Raw genomic sequence first — 21,967 nt, 5'->3', positions numbered from 1 at the left:
AGGCTGCTGCGCGTTGGATACCCCGCGGCCTTTCGAATTGCGAATTGAGAGTAGTGAGGCGGCAAGCGGATGGAGGCGGTGAATCAGGCTGCGAGCGCTGAAGAGGAGCGGGTACAGTGTGCCGTTCGGGATGGTGTTGCGACTATAACCCTGAACCGCCCGGAGCAGCTCAATCCCCTTGACCGGCTCACGGTGGCAGCCCTGCTGGCGCTGGTGCGGCGCCTGGAGGAAGACAGCAGCATATCCGTTGTGGTGCTGCGCGGCGCGGGGCGCGCCTTTTCCGCGGGCGGTGATCTCGAAGGCTATATGGCGCTCTATCGCGACCGGCCGAAATTCATGAAATTCCTGCGGGATCTCAACCATTTGCTGGAGGAGATCGAGCGGTCGGAGAAGATTTACATCGCGGTGGTGCACGGCCATTGCGTGGCCGGCGGACTGGAGCTGATGCTGGCCTGCGACATCGTGCTGGCGGCGCATGAGGCGCAGATTGCCGACGGGCACCTGAATTTCGCGCAGCTGCCGGGGGCCGGGGGGTCGCAGCGGCTGCCGCGCACCATCGGGCCGCTCAAGGCCAAGCTGCTGGTGCTGACCGGCCGTGCGATCGGCGGCGAGGAGGCCGAGCGCATGGGGCTCGTGAGCCTCTCCGTTCCGCTGGCCGAGCTCGAGGCGGCGGTGGATGGCGTGCTCGCCGATCTCAAGCGCAAGAGCCCGCTGGGGCTGAAAGGCGCGAAATATCTGATCAATACCGGCGGGCTCGGCGCCCGAGACGCGGCCCTGGAGCTGGAGCTGCAATATGTGCATCACTACGCCACCACGTCGCATGATGCCTATGAGGGCCTTGCCGCCTTCAAGGAAAAGCGCAAGCCCGATCTGAAGGGCGAGTAAGCCGGTCGGCCATCAGACGGGGAGCGGACGCCAATGGTTTCACAGGCGCTACAGAGGGAAAGTCGAAGCGCTGAGGCGGCGGGCGCCTCGCACCTGATTGCGGCGCTGAGCGCCTTGAGCCGTGCGGAGCTTGAGGCGCTGCAATTCGCCAAGCTCAAGCGGCAGCTGGCGCGAGTCTACGCCCAGAATGGCTTTTACCGCACGCGCTTCGATGAGGCCGGCGTGAAACCGGACGAGATCCGCAGCCTGGCGGAGTTCCGGGCGCGGGTGCCGACCATGGGCAAGAGAGACTGCCTGGCGGACCAGGAGATCTGCCCCCCGTTTGGTCAACGTGTGGGGGTGCCGCGGGAAGATGTGGTGCTGATGAACCTCACCGGCGGCACCTCCGGCCAGGGGCAGGAGATTTACGGCCGCACCAATCATGACGTCGCCCTGCAGGGTCACCTGCATTACCTGCCCTGGTACATGGCCGGGCTGCGGCGCGGGGACTCGGCGCTCAACTGCGTCCCAGCTGGCGGGCTCACCACCGGCGGCTGGGGGCCGACGGAAGGCTTCCGCGTGGCCGGTGCGACGTCTTATCCGGTCGGCGGGGTGACCTCGACGGAAGCCAAAATCGACCTGATGCGGCGGTTCCGCGAATTCCATTTCGTCTATGCCTCGACCAGCTATCTCCACACCCTGACCGAGGCGTTCCGGCGCAAGGGCATAGACCCCAAGGCCGAATTCCCCATGCTGCGCACCCTGTTCATCGCCGCCGAGCCCTATCCGGTGGAATGGGCCCAGCGCATCGAGGCGTTCTGGGGCGCCAAGCTGCACGAGGGCTATGGCAGCACGCAAGGCGCCGGCTTCATTGCGGGCACTTGCGAGAATGGCGCGATTCAGGGGAACGCGCGCGGGGTGATGCTGGTGTTCGAATGGCACCAGCTGGTGGAGATCGTGAACCCGGAGACCATGGCGCTGGTGGCGCCCGGCGAAGAGGGCGAGATCGTGCTGACCAATCTGGACATCGTCGGCTCGCCGGTGATCCGCTTCCGCACCGGGGACAAGGGCCGCTATATCCCGCCGGGGGCGGGGCCGAGCGGCCGCAACTGGATCGGCATCGAGGCGGGCACCATCGGGCGGATCGACGACATGATGAAGATCCGCGGCAACAATATGTGGCCGAGCGCGGTCGACAACGTGGTGTTCCGCAGCGACAAGGTCTGGGAATATGCGGGCCGCGTGTTCACGGACGATCATGGCCGCACCCAGGTGGAGCTGAGGCTGGCCTTCAAGGGCGGCGTGAGCTTCGCAACCGAGGCGGAACGGGCCGCCTTCCTGCAGGGGCTTGCGGCGGAGTTGAAGCAGACCACCAATATTGCCATGCAGATTGCCGTGGTTCATCGCTCGGAGCTGCCGAGCTACGAATACAAGAGCCGGCGCTGGACGGACGAGCGGGCGGAAGGCTTTCGCACGGGTGAGTTGAGCAAATGACTGTGACGACGATGCTTTCCCTTGAGGAGCAGCGGGCGCTGGTCGGACAGATCCGGGATCTTGCGGCGCGGCTCGAGCAGGGGGCGGATCCGTTCCTGGCCGGCCATATCCTGCATTTGCGCGAGCGGGCCGAGGTGCTGCTGGAGATCCTGGAGATTGCGCCCTCGGCCGTAATGCCGGCGCTGCCGGGTGAGGTGTCATGACGAGCCAGTTGGCATCGGCCGCGGTTTTGCGTAAGTGCTAGCAGCGGCAAGGGAGAGGGTGAATGGCGGAACCACTGTTCGATAAGCTTACCGTGCACCCGGCCTATCGGGTGGTGGCGGAGGCCATCGAACGCAACATCCTGATGGGCCGGCTGAAGACGGGCGACAAGCTGCCGTCCGAGATCGAGCTCGCCAAGCAGTTCGGGGTGCACCGCTCGACCGTGCGCGAGGGCATCCGCCTTCTGGAGCAGAGCGGACTGGTGACCCGCTTCGGCCGCACCGCCCTGGAGGTGACGCTGCCGCATTTCCAGGACCTGGCAAGCCGCGCGTCGCGCGCGCTTTCCATGCACAAGGTGAGCTTCCGCGAGCTGTGGGAAGCGTCGATGCTGACCGAGCCGGCCGCGGCCGAGATGGCGGTGGACCACATCACCGATGACGAGCTGGCACGGCTGCGCGAGAACCTGAGGGCCATGCGCGAGAGCGTGGACAATACGGAAGCCTTCGTGCGGCTGGACACGGAGTTCCACGACCTGTTGGCGCTGGCCACGCGCAACAAGGTGATCGTGATGATGCGCGAACCGATCAGCCTGTTGTTCATGCCGGCGGGGCAGATCATCCTGCCGCGGCTCAAGACCTATGACCGGGTGATCCACGCCCATGCCATGATCCTCGATGCGATCGAGAAGCGGGACAAGGCCACGGTGCGGGAGTGGATGACCCGGCACATGGCCGATTTCCACCGGGCCTATGACCGCACCGGCCTCGACATCGACCAGCCCATGCAGATGCCGGAATCGGCCCTGAGCCCGCAACGGCCGGAGTGAAGCCCGGGCCGGCATACCGGGGACCATGCAGCAAGCGCTGGCCCTGTGGCCCTGGATCATCGGCTCAAGGCCGATGATGACGTAAATTACTGAAACGTCAGGATAGTTCGCCATGCCCCGGCTTCGCCGGGGCATCCAGGGGCACCGCGGTACTACCGCTCGTCGATGTCCAGGTCGAGCAGGATGTAAATGGCGGATTTCTGCCAGTGCATGCCGGCATGGAGTGAGGCGTGGACACCGCCGGGCAGGGCGCCGGGAATGACGAATTTCAACGCGCGCAGGCCCGGCACAGCGTAGCGGGTGACCGTGCCCGGCATGGCGGGGCCCAATGCCTCGGCGGCGACTTCCGCGGTGAGATGGCGTTCGAGCCGGGCATAGGCTTCGTCATCCACCGCAACCAGTGTGAGGTCGAGGATGTCGCCCTTGTCGCCCGAGCGCCCGACGGCGATGTCGCCCACCCTCATCGGCTTGTCCCCCAAGAGATGGACAGGGGCACGGCATCACGGTCGATGAAGCCGGTGACGGTCGCGATGTTGCGGCGCTTCTCGGAACGCAGACTGCCGCCCCCGCCAGGGCCGGAGAGGGTGAGGGCATAGACCTCGTCCTCGATGATCTGCGCGGCCTCGGCGTCGGGGCAACGGGCCGAGACATGCACGCGCAACTCGTTGGTGGTGGCATTGGCTGGCCTGGAGGCGCCGCCGAGGATCGAATCGATGCCGACGATGTCGATGCGAAGATCGTCCTGCGGCCAGTCGCTCAGGCGGTGGCGCAGCACATCCGCCGCCCTGAGGGCGCGCTCGTGGGCACCGAAACCGGCAAGGCCCATTTCCACGTCCGCAATCATGCCCGGTTCTTCGGCAAAGCCGACCACCTTGAGATCCTGCGGCGCCGGGCGGAAGCCGGTGCCGGAGACCCGCACCCGCCGCGGGCCGATTTCTTCGATGCGGGTGGTGGTGAAGTCGATGACGCCGTCGGGTGTGATGTAGCGGCTGGGGTCGTGCACCTCGTAGAGGAGCTGCAGCGTGCAGGTGAGACGGTCGACAATGCCTGGATCGTCGTCGAGCACGGTGATGTCGGCCGTGCCGTCGCGCCTGACATGGGCGATGGGGAAGCCGAGCTGGGCCAGAGCGGGTGCATCGAGCCCACCGCCGCCCGGCCGCTCGTAATTGCCGCCGGTGACTTGGCCCGAGCATTCCAGCAGGTGGCCAACGGTGAGCGCCATGGCCACGGCCTCCGGCCGCTGGTCGAGATGGGGCAGCAGGGGTCCGGCGAACAGGGCGGAGTCGGCGGCGCGGCCGGTGATCACGATGTCGGCGCCCTCGTCCATAGCCTGGGCAATCATCTCGGCGCCGATATAGGCATGGGCGCCGATGAGCCGGCCGGCCGGCTGTTCCTGCCAGCGCACCTGGTCCAGCTGACGCATGACGTCGTCGCCCTCGATGGCGGCGATGCGCAGGGGACCCAAGTCCAGCTCGCGGGCGAGGGCGGCAACCTTGCGTGCGGCGGCCGATGGGTTTGCCGCACCCAGATTGGAAATGATCCGGCAGCCGTTCTTCTGGACATAGGGAAGAAGCGGTGAGAGACGCCGCTTGAGGCGCGGATCGGCGCCGGCTTGCGGGTCGGCGGCACGGGCCGTCAGCGCCGCGATCAAGGTGCGCTCGGCCAGGCATTCTAGGCCTACGGCATTGACCTGGCCGGAGGCGGCGAGCCGCACGGCGGCGTCGGTGCGGTCGCCGGCGAAACCGGCGCCGCCGCCGATCGCGTATACGGGCGCGCCTGAGGGGGCGGTCATGCGTGCAGCCCGGCGGGTACCTTCTGTTCCTCACCGGTCGATTGCATGCTGGTGCGCTTGGCCGCACTCGCCTCAGGGTCGAGACGGTAGCGCGAGCGCTGCCCGAGCTTCTGCTCTTCGGCAATGACCACGCCATAGACGTTTTCGGCCGTGGCGCGGGAGATGTAGCCCAGGTTCAGGTCGCGCTCGACCGCCTCCAATGCCCTGGTGGTGGGGTCACCGAAGCCGCCGCCGCCGGGTGAGGCGGCAAACAGCCAGTCGCCTGGGGCCATGGGCTGCTTTTCCATCTTGCTGCGCATGGGTGGCGTGGTCTCGCGACCGCCGTTGTTCACGTGCACCACACTCGGTGCTGCGGTGTGCCCGCCGGCAATGCCAAAGGGCTTGTGGTCGACGCGGTCGCCGAGAGCGGAGACCACCGCGTCCGACAGCACGGTGAAGCGGTATTGCGAGCCGCAGCCGCCGCGGAACTGGCCGGCGCCGCCGGAATCCTCGCGCAGGGCATATTCCTGGAACTGCAGGGGATAGCGGTGCTCGGACATTTCGATGGACATGAAATTGGCCATGGAGATGGGCGGGGTGCCATGCACCAGGCCGTCGCCCTTAGAATGGCCGCCATAGCCGCCGGGATAGGGGAAGACGGCGACGTAATACTGATTGGTCGCAGGATGGCGACCGCCGACCGTGACCACGCCCACGGTGCCGAAGGCGGGCGCCGGGACCCGCTGCGGGATGGCTTGCGACAGGGCGCCGAGCACCACGTCGAACACCCGGCCGATGGGCTCGAGATAGCCGGAGACCGGCGAGGGATAGGCGGCCGAGACGATCGACCCTTCGGGAATGGTGAAGCGGGTGGGGCGGAACACGCCCCCGTTGATCGGCACTTCGGGGAAGATGTGCTTGAGGGCGATATAGCAGGTGGACTGAGTGGTGCTGCGTGCCAGGTTCACCGGCCCGCGCGCGGCCGGATCGGACTGTGAGAAGTCGAAATGCAGGGACGAGCCCTCGACCGTGAGGGACAGGGCGAACTTGTTCGGCTTGTCGACGATGCCGTCATTGTCGAGGTAGTCTTCCGCGTAATAGGTGCCGTCGGGGATCTCGTCGATATAGGAGCGCATCTGCTTTTCCGAGCGGTCGATCATCTCGGTGATGCAATCGCGCAAGGTGTCCGCGCCATAGCGCTTGACCAGGCTGTCGAGGCCGCGGCGCGCCACGGTGAACACATTGGCCATGGCGAACAGGTCGCCCTCGATCTGGGTGGGCAGGCGCACATTGCGGGTGAACATGGAGACCAGGGCTTCGTTGAGCTTGCCCTGATCGTAAAGCTTGACCGGCGGGATGAGGACGCCCTCGGTGTGAATGTCCTGGGCGGACGGCGCCCAGCCGCCGGGCACGGCGCCGCCAATATCCATCCAGTGGCCGGTGCTGGCCAGCAGGGCGAAGAGCTCGCCATCGACGAAATGGGGTGCCACCAGAACCACGTCCTGCAGATGGGTGCCGCAGAGATAGGGATCGTTCAGGACCCAGACGTCGCCCGGCTTGAAGCCGCCCGCCTTCTCGGCAATGGGGATGATGTTCTGGACCGTGAACTGCATATTGGCCAGGAATACCGGCAGGCCGAAGCGGCCTTGGGCGATGGTCTCGCCGTTCTGCGGATGGAAGATGCCGTTGGCGCAGTCATTGGTCTCGGAGATGATGGGCGAAATGGCCGCATGGATCAGATGCAGGTCCATCTCGTCGGCGATCTGCTCGAGGGCGCCGCGCACCACGGCAAGGGTTACGGGATCCATCAGCCGATCTCCACGAGAAGGTTGCCATAGGCGTCGACCCGCGCGGCCATATCGGGCTCGATGACGATGGTGGTGTCGGCCTGCTCGACGATGGCCGGGCCGGGAACGACCATGCCGGGCTGCAGGGCCTGGCGGTCGTGAATGGGCGTTTCGTGCCAGCCGCCGAAATAGACCCGGCGCGTGGTCCTGGGCGGCGGAGCGGATCGTTGCGGCGGTGTGGGTAGGCTGCGTCGCACGTGCTCGCGCATGCCCTGCACCACGGTGCGGAAGGACACGATGGTGGTGGCGATGTCGCCCAAGGTGTTGCCGTATTCGCGGCGATAGGCTTCCTCGAAGGCGCGGGCGATGCGGGCGGCATCCCAGCCGCTTTCGATCGGCACGCGCAGGGTATGAATCTGGCCGACATAGGCCATCTCGGCGAAATGGGCGACGGCCACATGCTTGATGAGCACGTCGTTCGCCTTCAGCTTTTCCTCGCCCTCCTGCTGCTGCTCGGCGAGGATGGCGGCGATCTCCACCGTATCGAAGCTGTCGGTGCGACGGGCGACCGTGCGCGAGATGTCGTAGCGCACGTCAGCCACCGCGCAGCCCATGGCGCAGAGCACGCCGGGCGAGGGCGGCACCAGCATGGTGCGGATGCCGACAGCGCGGATGATGGCGGCCCCGTGCAGCGGCCCGGCCCCACCGAAGATGACCAGGGCGAAGTCGCGCGGGTCGTAGCCGCGCTCAATGGACAAGAGCCGGGTGCGGCCGGCCATGTTCTGGTTGACCACGGCGAGGATCGCTTCCGCCGTTTCCTCGACGCCGAGGCCCAGCTGCTCGCCAAGGCGACCGATGGCCTGGCGCGCGCCCTCCACGTCCAATGTCCTGCGGTTGGTGAGGCCGATCGGGTCTTCCGCATTGATGCGGTTGAGCACCAGATTGGCGTCGGTGACAGTTGGCTCGGTGCCGCCATGGCCAAAGCACACCGGGCCGGGCCGTGCGCCGGCACTCCGGGGACCGACTTGCAGGATGCCGCCGCGATCGATGGAGGCGATGGAGCCACCGCCGGCGCCGATGGTGTGCACATTGATCATCGACAGGCGCAGGGGAATGCGGAATTCGAGATTGGTGGTGGGGGTAATCTCCGGTTCGCCATCGATCACCACGGCGACGTCGAAGCTGGTGCCGCCCATGTCGCCGGTGATCACCCGGTCGAAGCCGGCTTCCGCCGCGATGCGCGCTGCCGCGATCACGCCGGCGGCGGGGCCTGAGCGCACCACATGGGCGGCGCGCTCCTGCAGCTGCTTCACCGGCACCAGCCCGCCATTGGACTGCATGACCAGGGTGTGCTTGCTGAAGCCCCAGCGGTTCAGGCGATTCAGCAAATTGTCGGCATAGCGCGAGATGAGCGGCTGGAGGTAGCCTTGCACCACGGCGGTGCTGGTGCGCTCGAACTCGTAATATTCGCGGATGACGCTGGCGGAGGTGACGATCTCCCATGAGGGTTCCGCATCGCGCAGGATGTCGGCGACCTCCAGCTCATGGGCGGGGTTGGCATAGGCATGGAGGAGCGAGACGACCACCGCCTCGACCTCTTGCGCCTTGAGCACCTGGGCGAGCGCGCGCGCCTCCTGCGCGTCGAGAGGCACCAGTACCTCGCCCTGAAAGCTCATCCGCTCGTTGACTTCCCAGCGATGGTCGCGGGGGATGAGCGGGTTCTGCAGACCCGTGAGGCCGTAGAAATGGGGCCGGTCGCGGCGGCCGAGCTCCAGCACGTCGCGGAAGCCCTTGGTGGTGACGAGGGCGCAGCGTGCGCCACGCCGCTCGATCAGGGCATTGGTGGCGATGGTCGTGCCATGCAGGATCAGATCCACGCCGTCGGCCGGTATGTCCGCCCGGTTCAGGGCGTCGATGAGGCCGTTGGAGGGATCTTCCGGGGTCGAGGGGACTTTGCAGATGCGGTCGGCATTGATGCCGTCGGTGGAGTAGAAGAGATCCGTGAACGTTCCGCCCACGTCGATGCCGACAAGTCCTGCCACGATACGGCCTCCGCTCGGGTACCCTTGGAATGTGAGAACCGGACCGGGAAGGGCGGATGAGGTGCGGCGGCCGGTGCGAATGCCGGCAGTGCGCACACGGGCACCTTTCCTCCCGATGATCCTGCCCGCTCTTGCGGCGAGCTCGCCTGATCATAGGAACGGTGCGAAAAATTCGTCAAGCAGTTTGGTCTGATAATTTTCCAGAATATTGGTCCGATAATTTGTTGACAGGTGGCGGCCGGCTGGACAATCCTTGCGAACAGACGCCGGAAAGAGCGTTGCCGGGAGGATTGCTGGGATGACGTCTCGGCCTTCGCAGCAACTCCACAATCTTCCGAAGAGGCCATGCGCGACAATGCGCCCGGCACGATGCCGCTCGGCTGCTCGCGGCCGCTTGTTTCAAATCGAGGCTCGAACGGATGAATGACAATGGAAGCTGGGAACTCCCGTCGGACCTGGCAATGCTGCAGCAGACCGCGCGGCGTTTCATGGAACGAGAGGTCATCCCGGAGGAAGACAAGGTCGAGCACGACGCATTCACGCTGCCGGATGACGTGCTGAAACAGCTGCAGGCCAAGGCGCGGGCGATCGGCCTGTGGCAGGTGCAGACGCCGGCGCAATATGGCGGGGCGGGCTTGAGCCTGCTCGGCCAGTGCCTGGTGGCGGAAGAGGCGGCGAAGTGCCGGATGGGCGCCTATATCCCGGCCTGCGGCGCCTTCGGCTTCGATCCGCCGAATGTGATCTTCAAGGGCACCCGGCAGCAGATCGAGAAATATGCGCTGCCCGTGATCGAAGCGGGCGACAAGACCTTCGTGGCGATTTCCGAACCCTCCGGCGGGTCGGACCCTGCGCGCGCCATCGAGACCCGCGCCGAGCGCAGGGGTGATCGCTATGTGCTCAACGGCACAAAGGTGTGGATCTCCGGCGCCGCCCAAGCCAAATGGGGCATCGTGTTCGCCCGCACCGGCAGCGAGAAGTCACGCGGGAACATCACCTCCTTCATCGTGGAGAAGGACAGGCCGGGCCTGAGCCTCAAGCGCATCCCCGTCATTCGCTCCTATTCGCCTTACGAGCTCACCTTCGACAATTGCGAAGTCCCGGTGGAGAACCGGCTGGGCGAGGAGGGCGAGGGCTTCAAGCTGGCCGAAACATGGCTGGTGCATGGGCGCGTGCCCTATGCGGCGGCGACGCTCGGCATTGCAGACGCGGCCCTGCGCATGGCGGTCAAGTGGGCGCGCGAGCGCAGGACCTTCAACTCACCCCTGGCGGACAAGCAGGCGATCCAGTGGATGATCGCGGATTCGGAGATCGAGCTGCGGGCGGCGCGGCTGCTGGTGTTCCAGGCGGCATGGAATGCGGACCTCGGCAAGGACATCAAGGTCGATGCCTCGATCTGCAAGGTGTTCGCCACGGAAACCGCCGGCCGTATCGTCGACCGCTGCATCCAGATCTTCGGCGGGCTCGGGGTGGCTTGCGAGATGCCGCTGGAGCGTTGGTACCGCGAGATGCGCATCAAGCGCATCGGCGAGGGGCCCTCGGAGGTGCATCGCATGGTGGTGGCGCGCGAGCTGTTAAGTCAGGTGGCCTGATGTCGATCGATGTGGATGTGGAGGACGGGATTGCCGTCATCACCATCAACCGGCCGGAACGGCTGAATGCGATGGATGCGGGGCATTATGCCGGCCTGTCGCGCGCCTGGACAAGGGTGCGGGACGAGCCGGAGATCCGGGTGGCTGTGGTGACCGGTGCCGGCGAGCGCTCGTTCACCACGGGGGCCGATCTCAAGAGCTTCGTGTCCAAGCCGCCGGAGCTGGCGGAGATGTGGCTGACCCAGAAGGAGCAGCTGCTGAACCGCGGCCTCGAAGTGTGGAAGCCGGTGATCGCCGCGGTGAACGGCTATTGTCTGGGCGGTGGCATGACCCTGCTGCTGGCGACCGATATCAGGCTCGCGGCACCCCATGCCACCTTCTCGCTCGCGGAGGTGAAGCGCGGCGTGATCGCCGGTAATGGCGGCACCCAGCGCATCCTGAGCCAGCTTCCCTATGCGATCGGCATGGAGATGCTGCTCACGGGCGATCCGATCGATGCGGAGACCGCCGCGCGCTGGGGTCTGATCAACCGGGTGGTGCCGGCGGAGACGCTGATGGACGAGGCCATGGCCTATGCCCGCCGCATCGCCGCCAATGCGCCGCTGGCGGTGCAGGCGGCAAAGGAGCTGGCGGTGCGCGCCCGCGAGATGCCGCTGACGGCCGGCCTGCGCCTGGAGCAGATGACCAACCGCATGCTGCAATTCACCGAGGATGCGGCCGAAGGGCCCAAGGCGTTTGCCGAGAAACGTCCCGCCAAGTTCAAGGGGGCCTGAGGTGAGCGGAATGACCCGGCCCCTGGAGGGCACCACCGTCATCGACCTGGGCCAGATCTATAACGGGCCCTACGCGACGCTGCTGATGGCCATGGCTGGTGCGCGGGTGATCAAGATCGAGCCGCTGCACGGCGAGAACATGCGGCGGCGCGGCGCGGTGGGCGGGGCCATGGTGCCTTTCGCCATGCTCAACTCCAACAAGGACTTCATCACGCTCAACATCAAGAGCGAGCGCGGCCAGACGCTGCTCAAGGACATGGTGGCCAAGGCCGACGTGCTGCTGGAGAATTTCGCGCCGGGGGTGATGGACCGGCTCGGGCTCGGCCCCAAGGCGATGATGGCGCTGAACCCGCGCCTGATCTATGCGGCAGGGTCGGGATTCGGCTGGTCCGGCCCTTACCGGGATTATCCCGCCATGGATCTGACCGTGCAGGCCCTTTCGGGCGTCATGTCGACCACGGGCTACCCGGACCGGCCGCCGGTCAAGGCGGGGCCCGCGATGTGCGATTTCTTCGGCGGCATTCACCTCTATGCGGCCGTCGTGACGGCGCTGCTCGACCGTGAGCGTACCGGCAAAGGCCATTTCGTCGAGGTGTCAATGCTGGAGGCCGTCTATTGCTCGCTCAGCTCGCCGCTCGGGCTCTATTTCGGCAGCAAGGGCCACATTCCCAGCCGCACCGGCAACCGCCACAGCGGGCTGGCGGAGGCGCCCTACAATGTCTACCCGGCCGCCGATGGCTGGATCGCGCTGATCTGCGTGAGCGAGACGCACTGGACCTCGCTGCTGGAGGCCATGGAGCGCAGCGATCTCAATGACGACCCCCGCCTCAGCAGCCTGAAGGCGAGGGTGGACAATATCGATTTCGTCGACGAGACCATCTCTGCCTGGACGTCGAGCCGCACACGCGACGAGATCTATGACCGGCTGCGCAAGCATCGGGTGCCCTGCGCGCCGGTGCGCGACCTCGACGAGGTGGTGCACGACCCGCATCTGCATGCGCGCGGCATGCTCAAGCACGTGGACCATCCCTTGCTCGGGCCGTTGATCCTGCCGACCACGCCGCTGCGCTTCGACGGGGAGCCGGCGCCGGAGATCGCGCCGAGCAAGGACCTCGGCGCCGACAACGACAATGTCTATAGCGATTTTCTCGGCCTTGGGCCTGAGGAGATCGCGCGATTGCGCAAGGAGGGCGTGATCTGATGCGCGGGCGTGCGGTCATCGCCGGCATCGGCCACACCGCGTTCGGCAAGCTGCCGGGCCGCTCGACCATCTCGCTCAATATGGAGGCCTGCCGCAAGGCGGTGGCGGATGCGGGCGTCGAGAAGGACCGCGTGGATGCGCTGTTCGTGAAGGTGCCGACCTCCCGGGTCGAGATGATGTACGGGCAGAAGCTGGCCGAGGCCATGGGGATGACACCGCGGGTAGGCGGCGTGTGGGACCAGGGCGGCGCCTCGAATATCTCCATGATCTCGTTCGCCGCCATGGCCATCGAAGCCGGACAGTGCGAGGTGGCACTGGTGACGCTTGCGGACAACCCGCGCACCGGCACGCGCCAGGCCTACGAGAAGCCCTGGAGCGATGACGCGATCTTCGGCTGGTCCAGCGTGGTGGCGGGCTATGCGATGATCGCGCGCCGCTACCTGCACGATACCGGGCTTTCGCCCGACGTGTTTGCCGATATCGCGATGGCTTGCCGCAAGCACGGGGCCAACAATCCGCATGCGCAGCTCAGGCTGCCTTTGACCCGCGACATGTATGGGGATTCACCGTGGGTGGTGGAGCCTCTACGGCGCGACGACTGCTGCCTCGTCTCCGATGGCGCGGCGGCGGTGGTGGTCATGTCGGCCGAGCGCGCGAAGGCGCTGAACGTGCCGGCGCCGGTGCCGATCCTGGGCTTCGGCCAGGGCCACAGCTCGTGCGACGTGCCGCTCCGGCCGGATCTGACGGAGACCATGGCCGGCGTGTCGGGCCGCACGGCTTTCGCCATGGCGGGGCTCGGGCCTGAGCATATCGACGTCGCCCAGATCTATGACTGCTTCACCATCACGGTGGCGATGACGCTGGAGGCCTATAGCTTCTGCCGCAAGGGCGAGCTGGGGCGCATCGCGGCGGATGGCGGTTTTGAGGTTGGCGGCCGGCTGCCACTCAACACATCCGGCGGGCTGCTGTCCGAGACCGGCATGCCGGGCCTGCAGCTGGTGCTCGAAGGGGTTCGGCAAATGCGCGGCTCCTCGGTGAACCAGGTGACGAACGCCAAGACCTGCATCGTCAGCAACCAGGGAGGGATCATGCATACGCACTCGACAATGATCCTGGGCCAATGAGCGACACGGCTTCAGCTGAGCGGCAAGGGCCGCCGCCTTCCGACTGGGGCCCGCCGGGGGACGCCTATTGGGCCGCGCTCGACGAGGGACGGCTCACGTTCCAGCGGTGCGGGGCTTGCGGCAATGGCTGGCTGCCGCCGCGCACCGAATGCCCGCGCTGCTGGTCACCGGACTGGCGCTGGGAGAAGGCCGAGGGCACGGCCACGGTGGTGAGCTGGGTCATCTATCACACCGCCTTCGACAAGCGCTTCCAGGAGCGGCTGCCCTACAACGTGGCGGTGGTCGAGCTGGATGAAGGGCCGCGCATGGTCACCAACCTGGTGGATCTGCCGGACGGCCAGCAGGACCTGATCGGACGGCGCGTGGAACTGGTCGTTCAGCGGGATCTCGGCCGTGCGCTGCCGCGCTTCCGCCTGAGCCCGTGAACAGGACGGACATATAAGAGAAGGGAGGAAACCATGATCGGAACAGTCACGAGGCGCCTGGTGCTCGGGATGAGCGCAGCGGTGGCGCTGTCGCTTGCCGCCGATACGCAGGTCCAAGCACAGGAGACCTTCAAGATCGGCGCCATCAATCCTTATTCGGGACCGATGGCGCTTTATGGGGACGAGGTGACCCGCGGCTACGAGCTGGCGGCGGAGGCGCTGAACGCCAAGGGCGGCATTCTCGGCCGCAAGGTCGAGATCGTCCGTGGCAATGCCGCGAGCCCGCAGGAGGGCATCGCGGCGGTGGAGCAGCTGGCGGGTCGCGACAATGTGGACGTGTTCATCGGCACGTATTTGAGCGCGGTGTCGGCCGCGGCCTCGGAAGCAGCCATGAACTACCAGAAGCTCTACTGGGACACCAATGCGCTTGCGGCAAACCTCACCGAGCGCGGATTGCCCAATTTCGCTCGCTCCGGTCCTTACGCGGTGTCGTTCGCGGATCAGTCGGTGGAGCTGGTCACCGGGCTACTCGCCGAAGCCCTGGGCAAGGAGCCCAAGGATCTCAAGGTGTGGATCGAGCACGAGGAGTCGATCTACGGCACCTCGATCGCCGACCGGCAGAAGGAGCAGCTCGAAAAGGCCGGGGTGCAGGTGGTGGGCATGGGCGCGCATAGCGCCAAGGCCATCGACCTGACCGACTCGATCCTGCGGGCCCGGGATGCGCAGCCGGACATCTGGATCAACACCGGCTATGTGCCCGATGGCAACCTGCTCCTGCGCACCGCACGCGATCAGGGCTTCAAGCCGGGTGCCATGGTGCTGGTGGGCACCGGCGACACGCGCGAGACGCTGGAAGCGCTCGGCGCGGAATCGCTCGAAGGCATCCTGATCGTCAGCTATCCCAGGCCAGATGTGACGGAGCAATATGGCCCTGGTTCACAGGCCTATCTCGAGGCCTATCGGGCCAAATACGGCCAGGACCCGCTGGCGCCGCAGAGCATGACCGCGTTCGTGGGCCTCAAGATCATGGCGGAGGCGATCGAGGCGGCCGGCAGCGCCGAGCCGGAAGCGGTGATCGAGGCGGCCAAGAAGATGGACAAGCCGCTGAACACCTATGAAACCGGATATGGTGCCAAGTTCGACGATCATGCCCAGAACGTGCGGACTCCACCGACCGTGGTGCAGTGGCAGAACGGCAAGGTGGTGACCGTGTTTCCTGTGGCGGCGGCCGGCGGCAACAAGCTGGTCGCCGTCGGCAAGCAGTAGCCGACGCAATCGCAAGCGGTGCCTCGCCAGTAAGGCGGGGCGCGACCTACAAGCGGTGACGAAGAGCCCATGTCCACCTTTCTGAACATCCTCGTCGTGGGATTGCTGCTCGGCGGCATCTATGGGCTGGTGAGCATCGGGCTCAATCTGATCTTCGGCGTGATCAGGATCGTCAACTTCGCCCAGGGCGAGCTGGTGATGCTGGGCATGTATGGGGCCTATTTCAGCTATTGGCTGGTGGGCATGGACCCCTATGTGTCGATCCTGGTCGTAGTGCCGGCGCTGTTCGTGTTCGGGGTGCTGATCCAGCGCTTCATCCTGCAGCCGCTGCAGAACGAGTCGATGATGCAGATCTTCGCCACTTTCGGGCTGCTGCTGCTGTTGCAGAACGTGATCCTCGCCATTACCCGCGGCACCGGCTACACCGTGCCGACGGACCTTTCCACCGTGGTCATCGACATTGCCGGGCTGAAGATCAGCCTGGTGCGGCTCATCGCGCTGTTCGCTGTGACGGCGGTGGCGGTGGGCATGAGCTGGTTCCTCAAGAACACCCTGCCGGGCAAGGCGATCCGTGCCGTGACCCAGGACCGGCGCGCCGCCCGGCTCATGGGCATCAATGTGGAGCTCACCTTCATGCTGACCTTCGGCATGGGGGCGGCGCTGGCGGGCCTCGCCGGCACGCTGCTGGCGCCGATCTATACCATGTCACCGCAGATCGGCGGCAACTTCATCCTGGCTGCGTTCGCGGTGGTGGTGCTGGGCGGGCTCGGCAGCGTGTGGGGCGCATTCATCGGCGGCTTCATCATCGGCCTGATCGAGGCGCTGGCCGGCTACTACCTCGACCCGGCCCTGAAGCACGCAGTCTGGTTCCTGGTGTTCATCGCAGTGCTGATCGTGCGGCCAGGCGGCCTGTTCGGCATTGCCGGCGCGGAAGAGGTGGGCCTCCGTGAGCAGCATTGAGATACCCATGGCCATGTCGGGCCGCGCCGCCCCGGGCATCACCACCTTCCGGGTGGAGCTCGTGCGCATCCTCGTGCTGTCGCTGATCCTGCTCGGGCTCGCCTGGGTCTATGGCAAGAACCCGTTCATCCTCAACATCCTGGCTTATACGTTCCTGTTTGCCGGGCTCTCCAGCGCCTGGAACATCATCGGCGGCTTCGGTGGGCAGTTCTCGCTGGGGCACGGTGTGTTTTTCGCGATCGGCGCCTATCTCACCGCCAATCTCTACCTGCACTTCCAGATCTCGCCGTGGCTCGCGCTGGTGCCCGCCGCGGCGCTGGCGGCAGTGGTGGCGGCAGCGGTCTCCTGGCCGACCTTCCGGCTGAAGGGGCCGTTCTTCGCCATTGCCACCATGGCCTTCAACGAAGTAGCCTTCGTGCTGGCCAACTATTTCGAGACGCTGACTGGAGGGCCGCGCGGGCTTTCCCTGCCGTTCAAGGCGGGGCTTGCCAACATGATCTTCACCAACCGCTTTTCCTATGCCCTGCTGATGCTGGGCTTCCTGGTGGCGTGTCTCCTGGTGAGCGCCGCGGTGCTGCGCAGCCGGTTCGGCTACTATCTTCAGGCGGTGCGGGAGGACGAGGACGCGGCGCGGGCCGCCGGCATCCGGGTGCTGCAGGTGAAGCTTCTGGGCATGGCGCTGAGCGCTGCGCTCACGGGTATCGGCGGCGCCCTGTTCGCCATGTATCTGCGGTTCGTGGACCCGCCCACATTGCTGTCGCTGCCGGATATCGGGGTGAAATTCGCACTCATTGCGCTGATCGGCGGGGTCGGCACCCTCTATGGCCCGCTGGCGGGCGCATTGCTGATCGTGCCGGTCGAATCCTACCTGCGGGCCGAGCTCGGCGGCATGGTGCCGGGCACCAATCTCATCGTGCTGGGCGCCGTGCTGATCCTGTTCGCCCTGTTCATGAAGCGCGGATTGATCGGCGCGGGGACCGCGCTGTGGCAGCGGCTGACCAGCGCGCGGCCTGAAGGCGGAGGTGGCGGATGACAGCGCCGTTCTTGTCACTGCAGGGCCTGACCAAGCGCTTCGGCGGCCTCATTGCGGTGAACGAGGTCAGCTTCGACATCGCGCAAGGCGACCTGGTCAGCATCATCGGCCCCAACGGTGCCGGCAAGACCACCCTGTTCAACTTGGTGACCGGTCAGTTCCAGCCGACCGCAGGGCGCATCGCCCTGGAGGGGCGCGATATCACGCGGGAAAGCCCGCAGACGCGGGCGCGGCTCGGCTTCGGCCGCACATTCCAGATCTCGAAGACGCTGACGGCGCTCACCGCCTTGGAGAACGTGCTGATCGGCTCGTTCCTGCACCGGCGCGGGCTGGTGGAGGCGGCCCGGCGGGCGGAGGAGGTGCTGGCCATGGTGGGGCTTGCGGCCCGGGCGGGGGTGAAGGCGGGTACGCTCACCTTGAGCGAGCGGCGACGGCTGGAGATCGCGCGGGCGCTGGCCTTGGACGCAAAGATCGTGCTGCTGGACGAGGTGATGGCGGGCTTGAACCAGACGGAGGTGGACGAGGTCATCCACCTGGTCAAGCGGCTGCATGGGGAGGGGCTCACCTTTCTGGTCATCGAGCATAACCTGAAGGTTGTGCGGGCCTTCCAGAGCCGGGTGGTGGTGCTGGATTTCGGCCAGAAGATCGCCGACGGCCTGCCGGAAGAGGTGTTGTCGGACACCCGGGTGGTCGAGGCGTATCTCGGGAGGAAGCGGGCATGAGCGCGGCACTGGAGGTTGTGGGCCTTCATGCCGGCTATGGCCAGGCCATGGTGCTCAACGGCATAACCTTCAACGTGGACGAGGGTGAGGTCGTGGCGGTGGTCGGCGCCAATGGCGCGGGCAAGAGCACGCTGCTCAACACCCTTGCCGGGGTGATCCGGCCGAATGCGGGAAGCATCGTGTTCGACGGCGAGGACGTGACGGCCCTTGCCGCGCATGAGCTGCCGGAGCGGGGCCTGGTGCTGGTGCCGGAAGGCGGCCGGCTATTCCCGTTCATGTCGGTTGCCGACAATCTGGAGCTCGGCGGCTATGCGCTGAAGGACAGGAAGAGCATCGCCCGGCGGGTGGACGAGGTGATGGAGCTGTTTCCCGTGCTGCGCGAGCGGCGGGACCAGCTGGCCGGCCATCTCTCGGGCGGCGAACGGCAGATGTGCGCCATCGCCCGCTCGGTGATGAGCCGGCCCAAGCTGCTGATGCTGGATGAGCCCTCCGTCGGCCTGTCGCCCAAGATGGTTGCACAAGTGTTCGCGCTGGTGCAGTCCCTTGCGGCGAGCGAAGGCCTGACCGTGGTGCTGGTGGAGCAGAACGTGGCGGAGGCGCTGGAGGTGTCTAGCCGCGCCTATGTGCTGGACCATGGCCGGATCACCCGGGCGGGCAGCTCGGTCGACTTGCGTGGCGATGCCGCCATTCAGGCCGCGTATATGGGTTTGTGATGTGATGAGGGGATGCATCCCGCGCTGAGATGGAAAAGCTTGCGCCCATAATCGTGCCCAAGGCCTCGGACGTGCTGGCGAACCGCCTGCGCAACATGATCCTGGGCGGTCAGCTTACGACCGGCGACCCGCTGCCGACCGAGCGCGAGCTGGTGGCCGAGACGGGCCTGAGCCGCTCGTCGGTGCGCGAGGCGCTGCGCATCCTGGAGATCGAAGGGCTGATCAATACCAGACCCGGCCGCACCGGCGGATCGGTGGTGACCCTGCCGGGGCGCGCCTCGATCGTGCGCTCTATGGAGCTGTTCGTTCGCACCCATGGGGTGCGGCTGGAGGCGCTGCTCGAATGCCGCATCGGTCTCGAGCCCTTTCTGGCGCGGCTGGCGGCGCGCAACCGTACGCAAAGCGCGCTGCAGGAGATCCGCGATCTGCACAAGGCGTTCATTGCGTCAGTGGATGACGTGCCGCGGTATAAGCGCGTGAACCTCGAGTGGCACCTGGCGGTGGCGCGGGCCAGCGGCAACGAGCCGCTGACCGCCTTCATGGAGGCGATCGCCGAGCCGATCATGGATGCGGCCGGCTATCAGCAGGTGACGACCGACGAGATCCGCCGCAAGACCGTGCGGGCCCATGAGCGGATCCTGCGGGCGATCGAAGCTCAAGACGAGGATGCCGCGTTCGCGGCAATGGAGCGGCATGTGAGCGCCTATGGCAAGATCGTGCGGGAGGCCATGCGGGCCGGTACGATCAAGTAGCCTGCTGCTGGAACAGGGGAAAGATCATGGCCAGTGAGGCGGCGAACAGACCTGTTGCGTTGATTGCCGGCGGCGGCACCGGGGTGGGCGCGGCCACGGCGCTGCGGCTTGCTCGCGCCGGCTATGACATCGCCGTGCTCTTCAGCCGAAGCGCGGCCGAGTCCGAGCAGGTGGCTGAGGACTGCCGGCAGCTCGGGGCTGGGGCCATCACCGTGCAGGCGGATGTGAGCCAGGACGAGGACTGCCGCCGGGCGGTGGCCAAATGCGTCAATCGCTTCGGCCGCCTCAACGCCTTGGTCTATAGCGCGGGGGCCACCCAGTTCACCACCATTTCCGATCTGGAAAGCCAGAATGCGGAGGACTTCCAGCGGGTCTACGGCGTCAACGTGGTGGGCGCCTACCAGATGGCGCGCGCCGCCGCCGAGCCGCTGCGGGCCAGCGGCGCCGGCGCCATCGTGAATGTCTCCTCGATCGCGGGGCTCAACGGCAATGGCAGCTCGCTCGCCTATGTGGCGTCCAAGGGCGCGCTCAATGTGATGACCCTGGCGCTGGCGCGGATCCTGGCGCCGCACATCCGGGTGAATGCGGTGCTGCCGGGGCTGATCGATACGCGCTGGCTGCCCTCAGGCCTTGGCGAGGAGGCCTATGCACGGGTGAAGGCCGGCTTTGCGGAGTCATCGGCATTGCAGGATGTGTGCTCGGCCGAGGATATTGCGGCTGCCGCGGCTTTCCTTATCGTAGAGGGACGCAAGATCACGGGACAGCTGCTGCCGGTGGAAGCCGGCTTCCTGCTGGGCCGCCCGACCCTGGTGCGAAAATGATGCTGATGCCTCAGAAGTCCTTGGCCATCCGCCGGGAAGTGCATTACGGCACGCGGCTGGTGCGCTGCTTTGCCGACCGGCCGGCGCATATCGATGCGCTGTTCCGGGAAACCGTGGCCCGGTTTCCGGAGACAACCGCGCTGGTGCTGGGGGACGAGCGGATCGATTACCGCTCCCTGGACGAGACGGTCGAGCGTGTGGCGGCCAATCTGGCAGCGCATGGCCTGGGCAAGGGCGATCGTATCGCCCTGCTCTTGGGCAACGCGTTTCCGTTCGTGTTCATGGTGCTGGCAGCGGCAAGGATCGGCGCGATCATCGTGCCGATGAACATCCGCCAGCGGCGGCCGGAAATCGCGTTCATGCTCAACCAGTGCACGGCCGCGGCCCTGGTCTATGACGCGGAGCACGCGGCCAACCTGCCGGCCGGCGAAGAGGTGCCGGCGCTGCGGCATGTGTTCGTGGTGGGGGCCGGGCCGGGCACGCCGTTCTCCGCCCTGCTTGCGGCGGGCAGCGCGCCGGCCGTGGACATCGGCGAGGAGGACGTGTTCTCGATCCTCTATACCTCCGGCACCACCGGCCGGCCGAAGGGCGCCATGCTCACCCATTTCAGCACGGTGCATTCGGTCATCCACTACAGGGAGGTGTGCGCGCTGCGGCCGGGCGACGTGTCGATCATGGCGGTGCCTGCGTCCCATGTCACAGGGCTGGTGGCCAATATTCTGACCATGGTGCTGGTGGGCGGCACCACGGTGATCATGCCGGCGTTCAAGGCCCGCGCTTTCCTGGAGCTTGCCGAGCGCGAGCGGCTGAGCTTCACCATCCTGGTGCCGGCCATGTACAATCTGTGCCTGCTGGACCCGGATTTCGCGAAGTTCGACCTGTCGGCCTGGCGGGTGGCGGGCTTCGGCGGCGCACCAATGCCGCGTGCCACGATCGAGCGGCTGGCGGCCACCTGCCCAAATATGGCGCTGGTGAACTGCTACGGCTCGACGGAGACCTCCTCGCCGTCGACCATCCTGCCGCCCGGCCATATCAAGGACCATCCCACCTCGGTGGGCAAGCCGGTGCATTGCGCTGACATCGTCGTGGTGGACGAGCAGGGTCGCGAGGTGGCCCCAGGGGAAAGCGGCGAGCTGTTGATCGGCGGGCCAATGGTGGTGCCGGGCTATTGGGACAACCCGGACGCCACGGCGGCGGGGTTCGTCAACGGCTTCTGGCGGTCGGGCGACGTGGGCGCGGTCGACGAGCAGGGTTACGTCTATGTGTTCGACCGCAAGAAGGACATGATCAACCGCGGCGGCTTCAAGGTCTATTGCATCGAGGTGGAGAGCGTGCTCTCGCACCACCCGTCCGTGGTCGAGAGCGCGGTGGTGGGCGCACCGTGCCCGGTGCTGGGTGAGCGGGTGCATGCCTTCATCTATGCCGGCGACCGGCCAAAGGATGAGGCGGGCATCAAAGCGTTCTGCGCCGAACGCCTGTCCGACTACAAGGTGCCCGACTACATCACCTTCCTGGATGAGCCCTTGCCCCGCAATGCCAACGGCAAAGTGCTGAAGACGGCGCTGCGCAGCGCCTGATCCGCCGCCAACCGGCGGTTTCCACA

At 66.4% G+C, this 21,967-nt stretch carries 21 protein-coding genes; 17 read left to right on the top strand and 4 right to left on the bottom strand.

The annotated features are described in order from the left end of the window. The first annotated feature begins 69 nt into the window (after positions 1–69). The 4 genes from E4P09_RS12345 to E4P09_RS12330 all read left to right on the top strand — a co-directional run bounded on the left by E4P09_RS12345 (position 70) and on the right by E4P09_RS12330 (position 3,385). Positions 70–885 (top strand): enoyl-CoA hydratase/isomerase family protein, encoded by an 816-nt coding sequence (locus tag E4P09_RS12345; RefSeq protein ID WP_137389891.1) that lies wholly within the window; start codon positions 70–72, stop codon positions 883–885. 33 nt (positions 886–918) lie between these two features. After that, positions 919–2,358 carry a phenylacetate--CoA ligase family protein gene (locus E4P09_RS12340; RefSeq protein ID WP_137389890.1) on the top strand — a complete coding sequence of 480 codons (1,440 nt, stop codon included), beginning with the start codon at positions 919–921 and terminating at the stop codon, positions 2,356–2,358. After that, positions 2,355–2,561 (top strand): hypothetical protein, encoded by a 207-nt coding sequence (locus E4P09_RS12335; RefSeq protein WP_137389889.1) that lies wholly within the window; start codon positions 2,355–2,357, stop codon positions 2,559–2,561. The genes E4P09_RS12340 and E4P09_RS12335 overlap by 4 nt, the downstream gene beginning before the upstream one ends. 62 nt (positions 2,562–2,623) lie before the next feature. Beyond that, positions 2,624–3,385: a FadR/GntR family transcriptional regulator gene (locus tag E4P09_RS12330; protein ID WP_137389888.1), complete on the top strand. Its 762-nt coding sequence runs from the start codon at positions 2,624–2,626 to the stop codon at positions 3,383–3,385. A gap of 152 nt (positions 3,386–3,537) precedes the next feature. On the opposite strand, the gene E4P09_RS12325 is transcribed toward E4P09_RS12330, so the two are convergent. The 4 genes from E4P09_RS12325 to E4P09_RS12310 are packed head-to-tail and all read right to left on the bottom strand — an operon-like array spanning position 3,538 to position 8,985. Continuing rightward, entirely contained in the window at positions 3,538–3,849 is a 312-nt protein-coding gene (locus E4P09_RS12325; protein ID WP_137389887.1) for an AtuA-related protein, read from the bottom strand. After that, entirely contained in the window at positions 3,846–5,177 is a 1,332-nt protein-coding gene (locus tag E4P09_RS12320; RefSeq protein ID WP_137389886.1) for an acyclic terpene utilization AtuA family protein, read from the bottom strand. Before E4P09_RS12320 ends, E4P09_RS12325 begins: the two co-directional genes overlap by 4 nt. Continuing rightward, complete coding sequence (locus E4P09_RS12315; protein WP_137389885.1) at positions 5,174–6,964, bottom strand: hydantoinase B/oxoprolinase family protein; 1,791 nt, start codon at positions 6,962–6,964, stop codon at positions 5,174–5,176. Before E4P09_RS12315 ends, E4P09_RS12320 begins: the two co-directional genes overlap by 4 nt. Beyond that, positions 6,964–8,985, bottom strand: coding sequence for a hydantoinase/oxoprolinase family protein (locus E4P09_RS12310; protein ID WP_137389884.1), 2,022 nt, complete (start codon positions 8,983–8,985; stop codon positions 6,964–6,966). The genes E4P09_RS12315 and E4P09_RS12310 overlap by 1 nt, the downstream gene beginning before the upstream one ends. Positions 8,986–9,446: 461 nt before the next feature. Here E4P09_RS12310 and E4P09_RS12305 point away from each other — a divergent pair, with 461 nt between their 5' ends. From E4P09_RS12305 to E4P09_RS12245, 13 genes are all read left to right on the top strand, one after another. Further along, positions 9,447–10,574, top strand: a complete 1,128-nt coding sequence (locus E4P09_RS12305; protein ID WP_239025150.1) for an acyl-CoA dehydrogenase family protein — start codon at positions 9,447–9,449, stop codon at positions 10,572–10,574. After that, complete coding sequence (locus E4P09_RS12300; RefSeq protein WP_137389882.1) at positions 10,574–11,347, top strand: enoyl-CoA hydratase/isomerase family protein; 774 nt, start codon at positions 10,574–10,576, stop codon at positions 11,345–11,347. Before E4P09_RS12305 ends, E4P09_RS12300 begins: the two co-directional genes overlap by 1 nt. 10 nt (positions 11,348–11,357) lie before the next feature. Beyond that, positions 11,358–12,548 carry a CaiB/BaiF CoA transferase family protein gene (locus E4P09_RS12295; protein WP_137389881.1) on the top strand — a complete coding sequence of 397 codons (1,191 nt, stop codon included), beginning with the start codon at positions 11,358–11,360 and terminating at the stop codon, positions 12,546–12,548. Continuing rightward, the gene (locus E4P09_RS12290; RefSeq protein ID WP_137389880.1) at positions 12,548–13,672 is read left to right on the top strand and encodes a thiolase family protein; all 1,125 of its coding nucleotides are present in this window, start codon (positions 12,548–12,550) and stop codon (positions 13,670–13,672) included. The genes E4P09_RS12295 and E4P09_RS12290 overlap by 1 nt, the downstream gene beginning before the upstream one ends. Continuing rightward, the gene (locus tag E4P09_RS12285) at positions 13,669–14,097 is read left to right on the top strand and encodes a Zn-ribbon domain-containing OB-fold protein (RefSeq protein ID WP_137389879.1); all 429 of its coding nucleotides are present in this window, start codon (positions 13,669–13,671) and stop codon (positions 14,095–14,097) included. The genes E4P09_RS12290 and E4P09_RS12285 overlap by 4 nt, the downstream gene beginning before the upstream one ends. A 33-nt stretch (positions 14,098–14,130) precedes the next feature. Then, complete coding sequence (locus E4P09_RS12280) at positions 14,131–15,363, top strand: ABC transporter substrate-binding protein (protein ID WP_137389878.1); 1,233 nt, start codon at positions 14,131–14,133, stop codon at positions 15,361–15,363. 69 nt (positions 15,364–15,432) lie between these two features. After that, the gene (locus E4P09_RS12275; protein WP_137389877.1) at positions 15,433–16,323 is read left to right on the top strand and encodes a branched-chain amino acid ABC transporter permease; all 891 of its coding nucleotides are present in this window, start codon (positions 15,433–15,435) and stop codon (positions 16,321–16,323) included. Continuing rightward, positions 16,310–17,356, top strand: a complete 1,047-nt coding sequence (locus E4P09_RS12270) for a branched-chain amino acid ABC transporter permease (RefSeq protein ID WP_137389876.1) — start codon at positions 16,310–16,312, stop codon at positions 17,354–17,356. The genes E4P09_RS12275 and E4P09_RS12270 overlap by 14 nt, the downstream gene beginning before the upstream one ends. After that, a complete protein-coding gene (locus E4P09_RS12265) occupies positions 17,353–18,078 on the top strand; it encodes an ABC transporter ATP-binding protein (protein WP_137389875.1) in 726 nt (241 codons plus the stop codon). The genes E4P09_RS12270 and E4P09_RS12265 overlap by 4 nt, the downstream gene beginning before the upstream one ends. After that, a complete protein-coding gene (locus E4P09_RS12260) occupies positions 18,075–18,791 on the top strand; it encodes an ABC transporter ATP-binding protein (protein ID WP_137389874.1) in 717 nt (238 codons plus the stop codon). The genes E4P09_RS12265 and E4P09_RS12260 overlap by 4 nt, the downstream gene beginning before the upstream one ends. Positions 18,792–18,820: 29 nt before the next feature. Continuing rightward, the gene (locus E4P09_RS12255; RefSeq protein ID WP_137389873.1) at positions 18,821–19,543 is read left to right on the top strand and encodes a FadR/GntR family transcriptional regulator; all 723 of its coding nucleotides are present in this window, start codon (positions 18,821–18,823) and stop codon (positions 19,541–19,543) included. A 26-nt stretch (positions 19,544–19,569) separates the two neighbouring features. Beyond that, positions 19,570–20,364 carry an SDR family NAD(P)-dependent oxidoreductase gene (locus tag E4P09_RS12250; protein WP_137389872.1) on the top strand — a complete coding sequence of 265 codons (795 nt, stop codon included), beginning with the start codon at positions 19,570–19,572 and terminating at the stop codon, positions 20,362–20,364. Beyond that, a complete protein-coding gene (locus tag E4P09_RS12245; protein ID WP_205042094.1) occupies positions 20,361–21,941 on the top strand; it encodes a class I adenylate-forming enzyme family protein in 1,581 nt (526 codons plus the stop codon). Before E4P09_RS12250 ends, E4P09_RS12245 begins: the two co-directional genes overlap by 4 nt. Positions 21,942–21,967 lie beyond the last annotated feature (26 nt).

Origin of the sequence: Rhodoligotrophos defluvii (genome assembly GCF_005281615.1) — a bacterium.
Taxonomy (GTDB): Bacteria; Pseudomonadota; Alphaproteobacteria; order Rhizobiales; family Im1; genus Rhodoligotrophos; species Rhodoligotrophos defluvii.
This window is presented reverse-complemented; position numbering and strand designations above follow the sequence as displayed.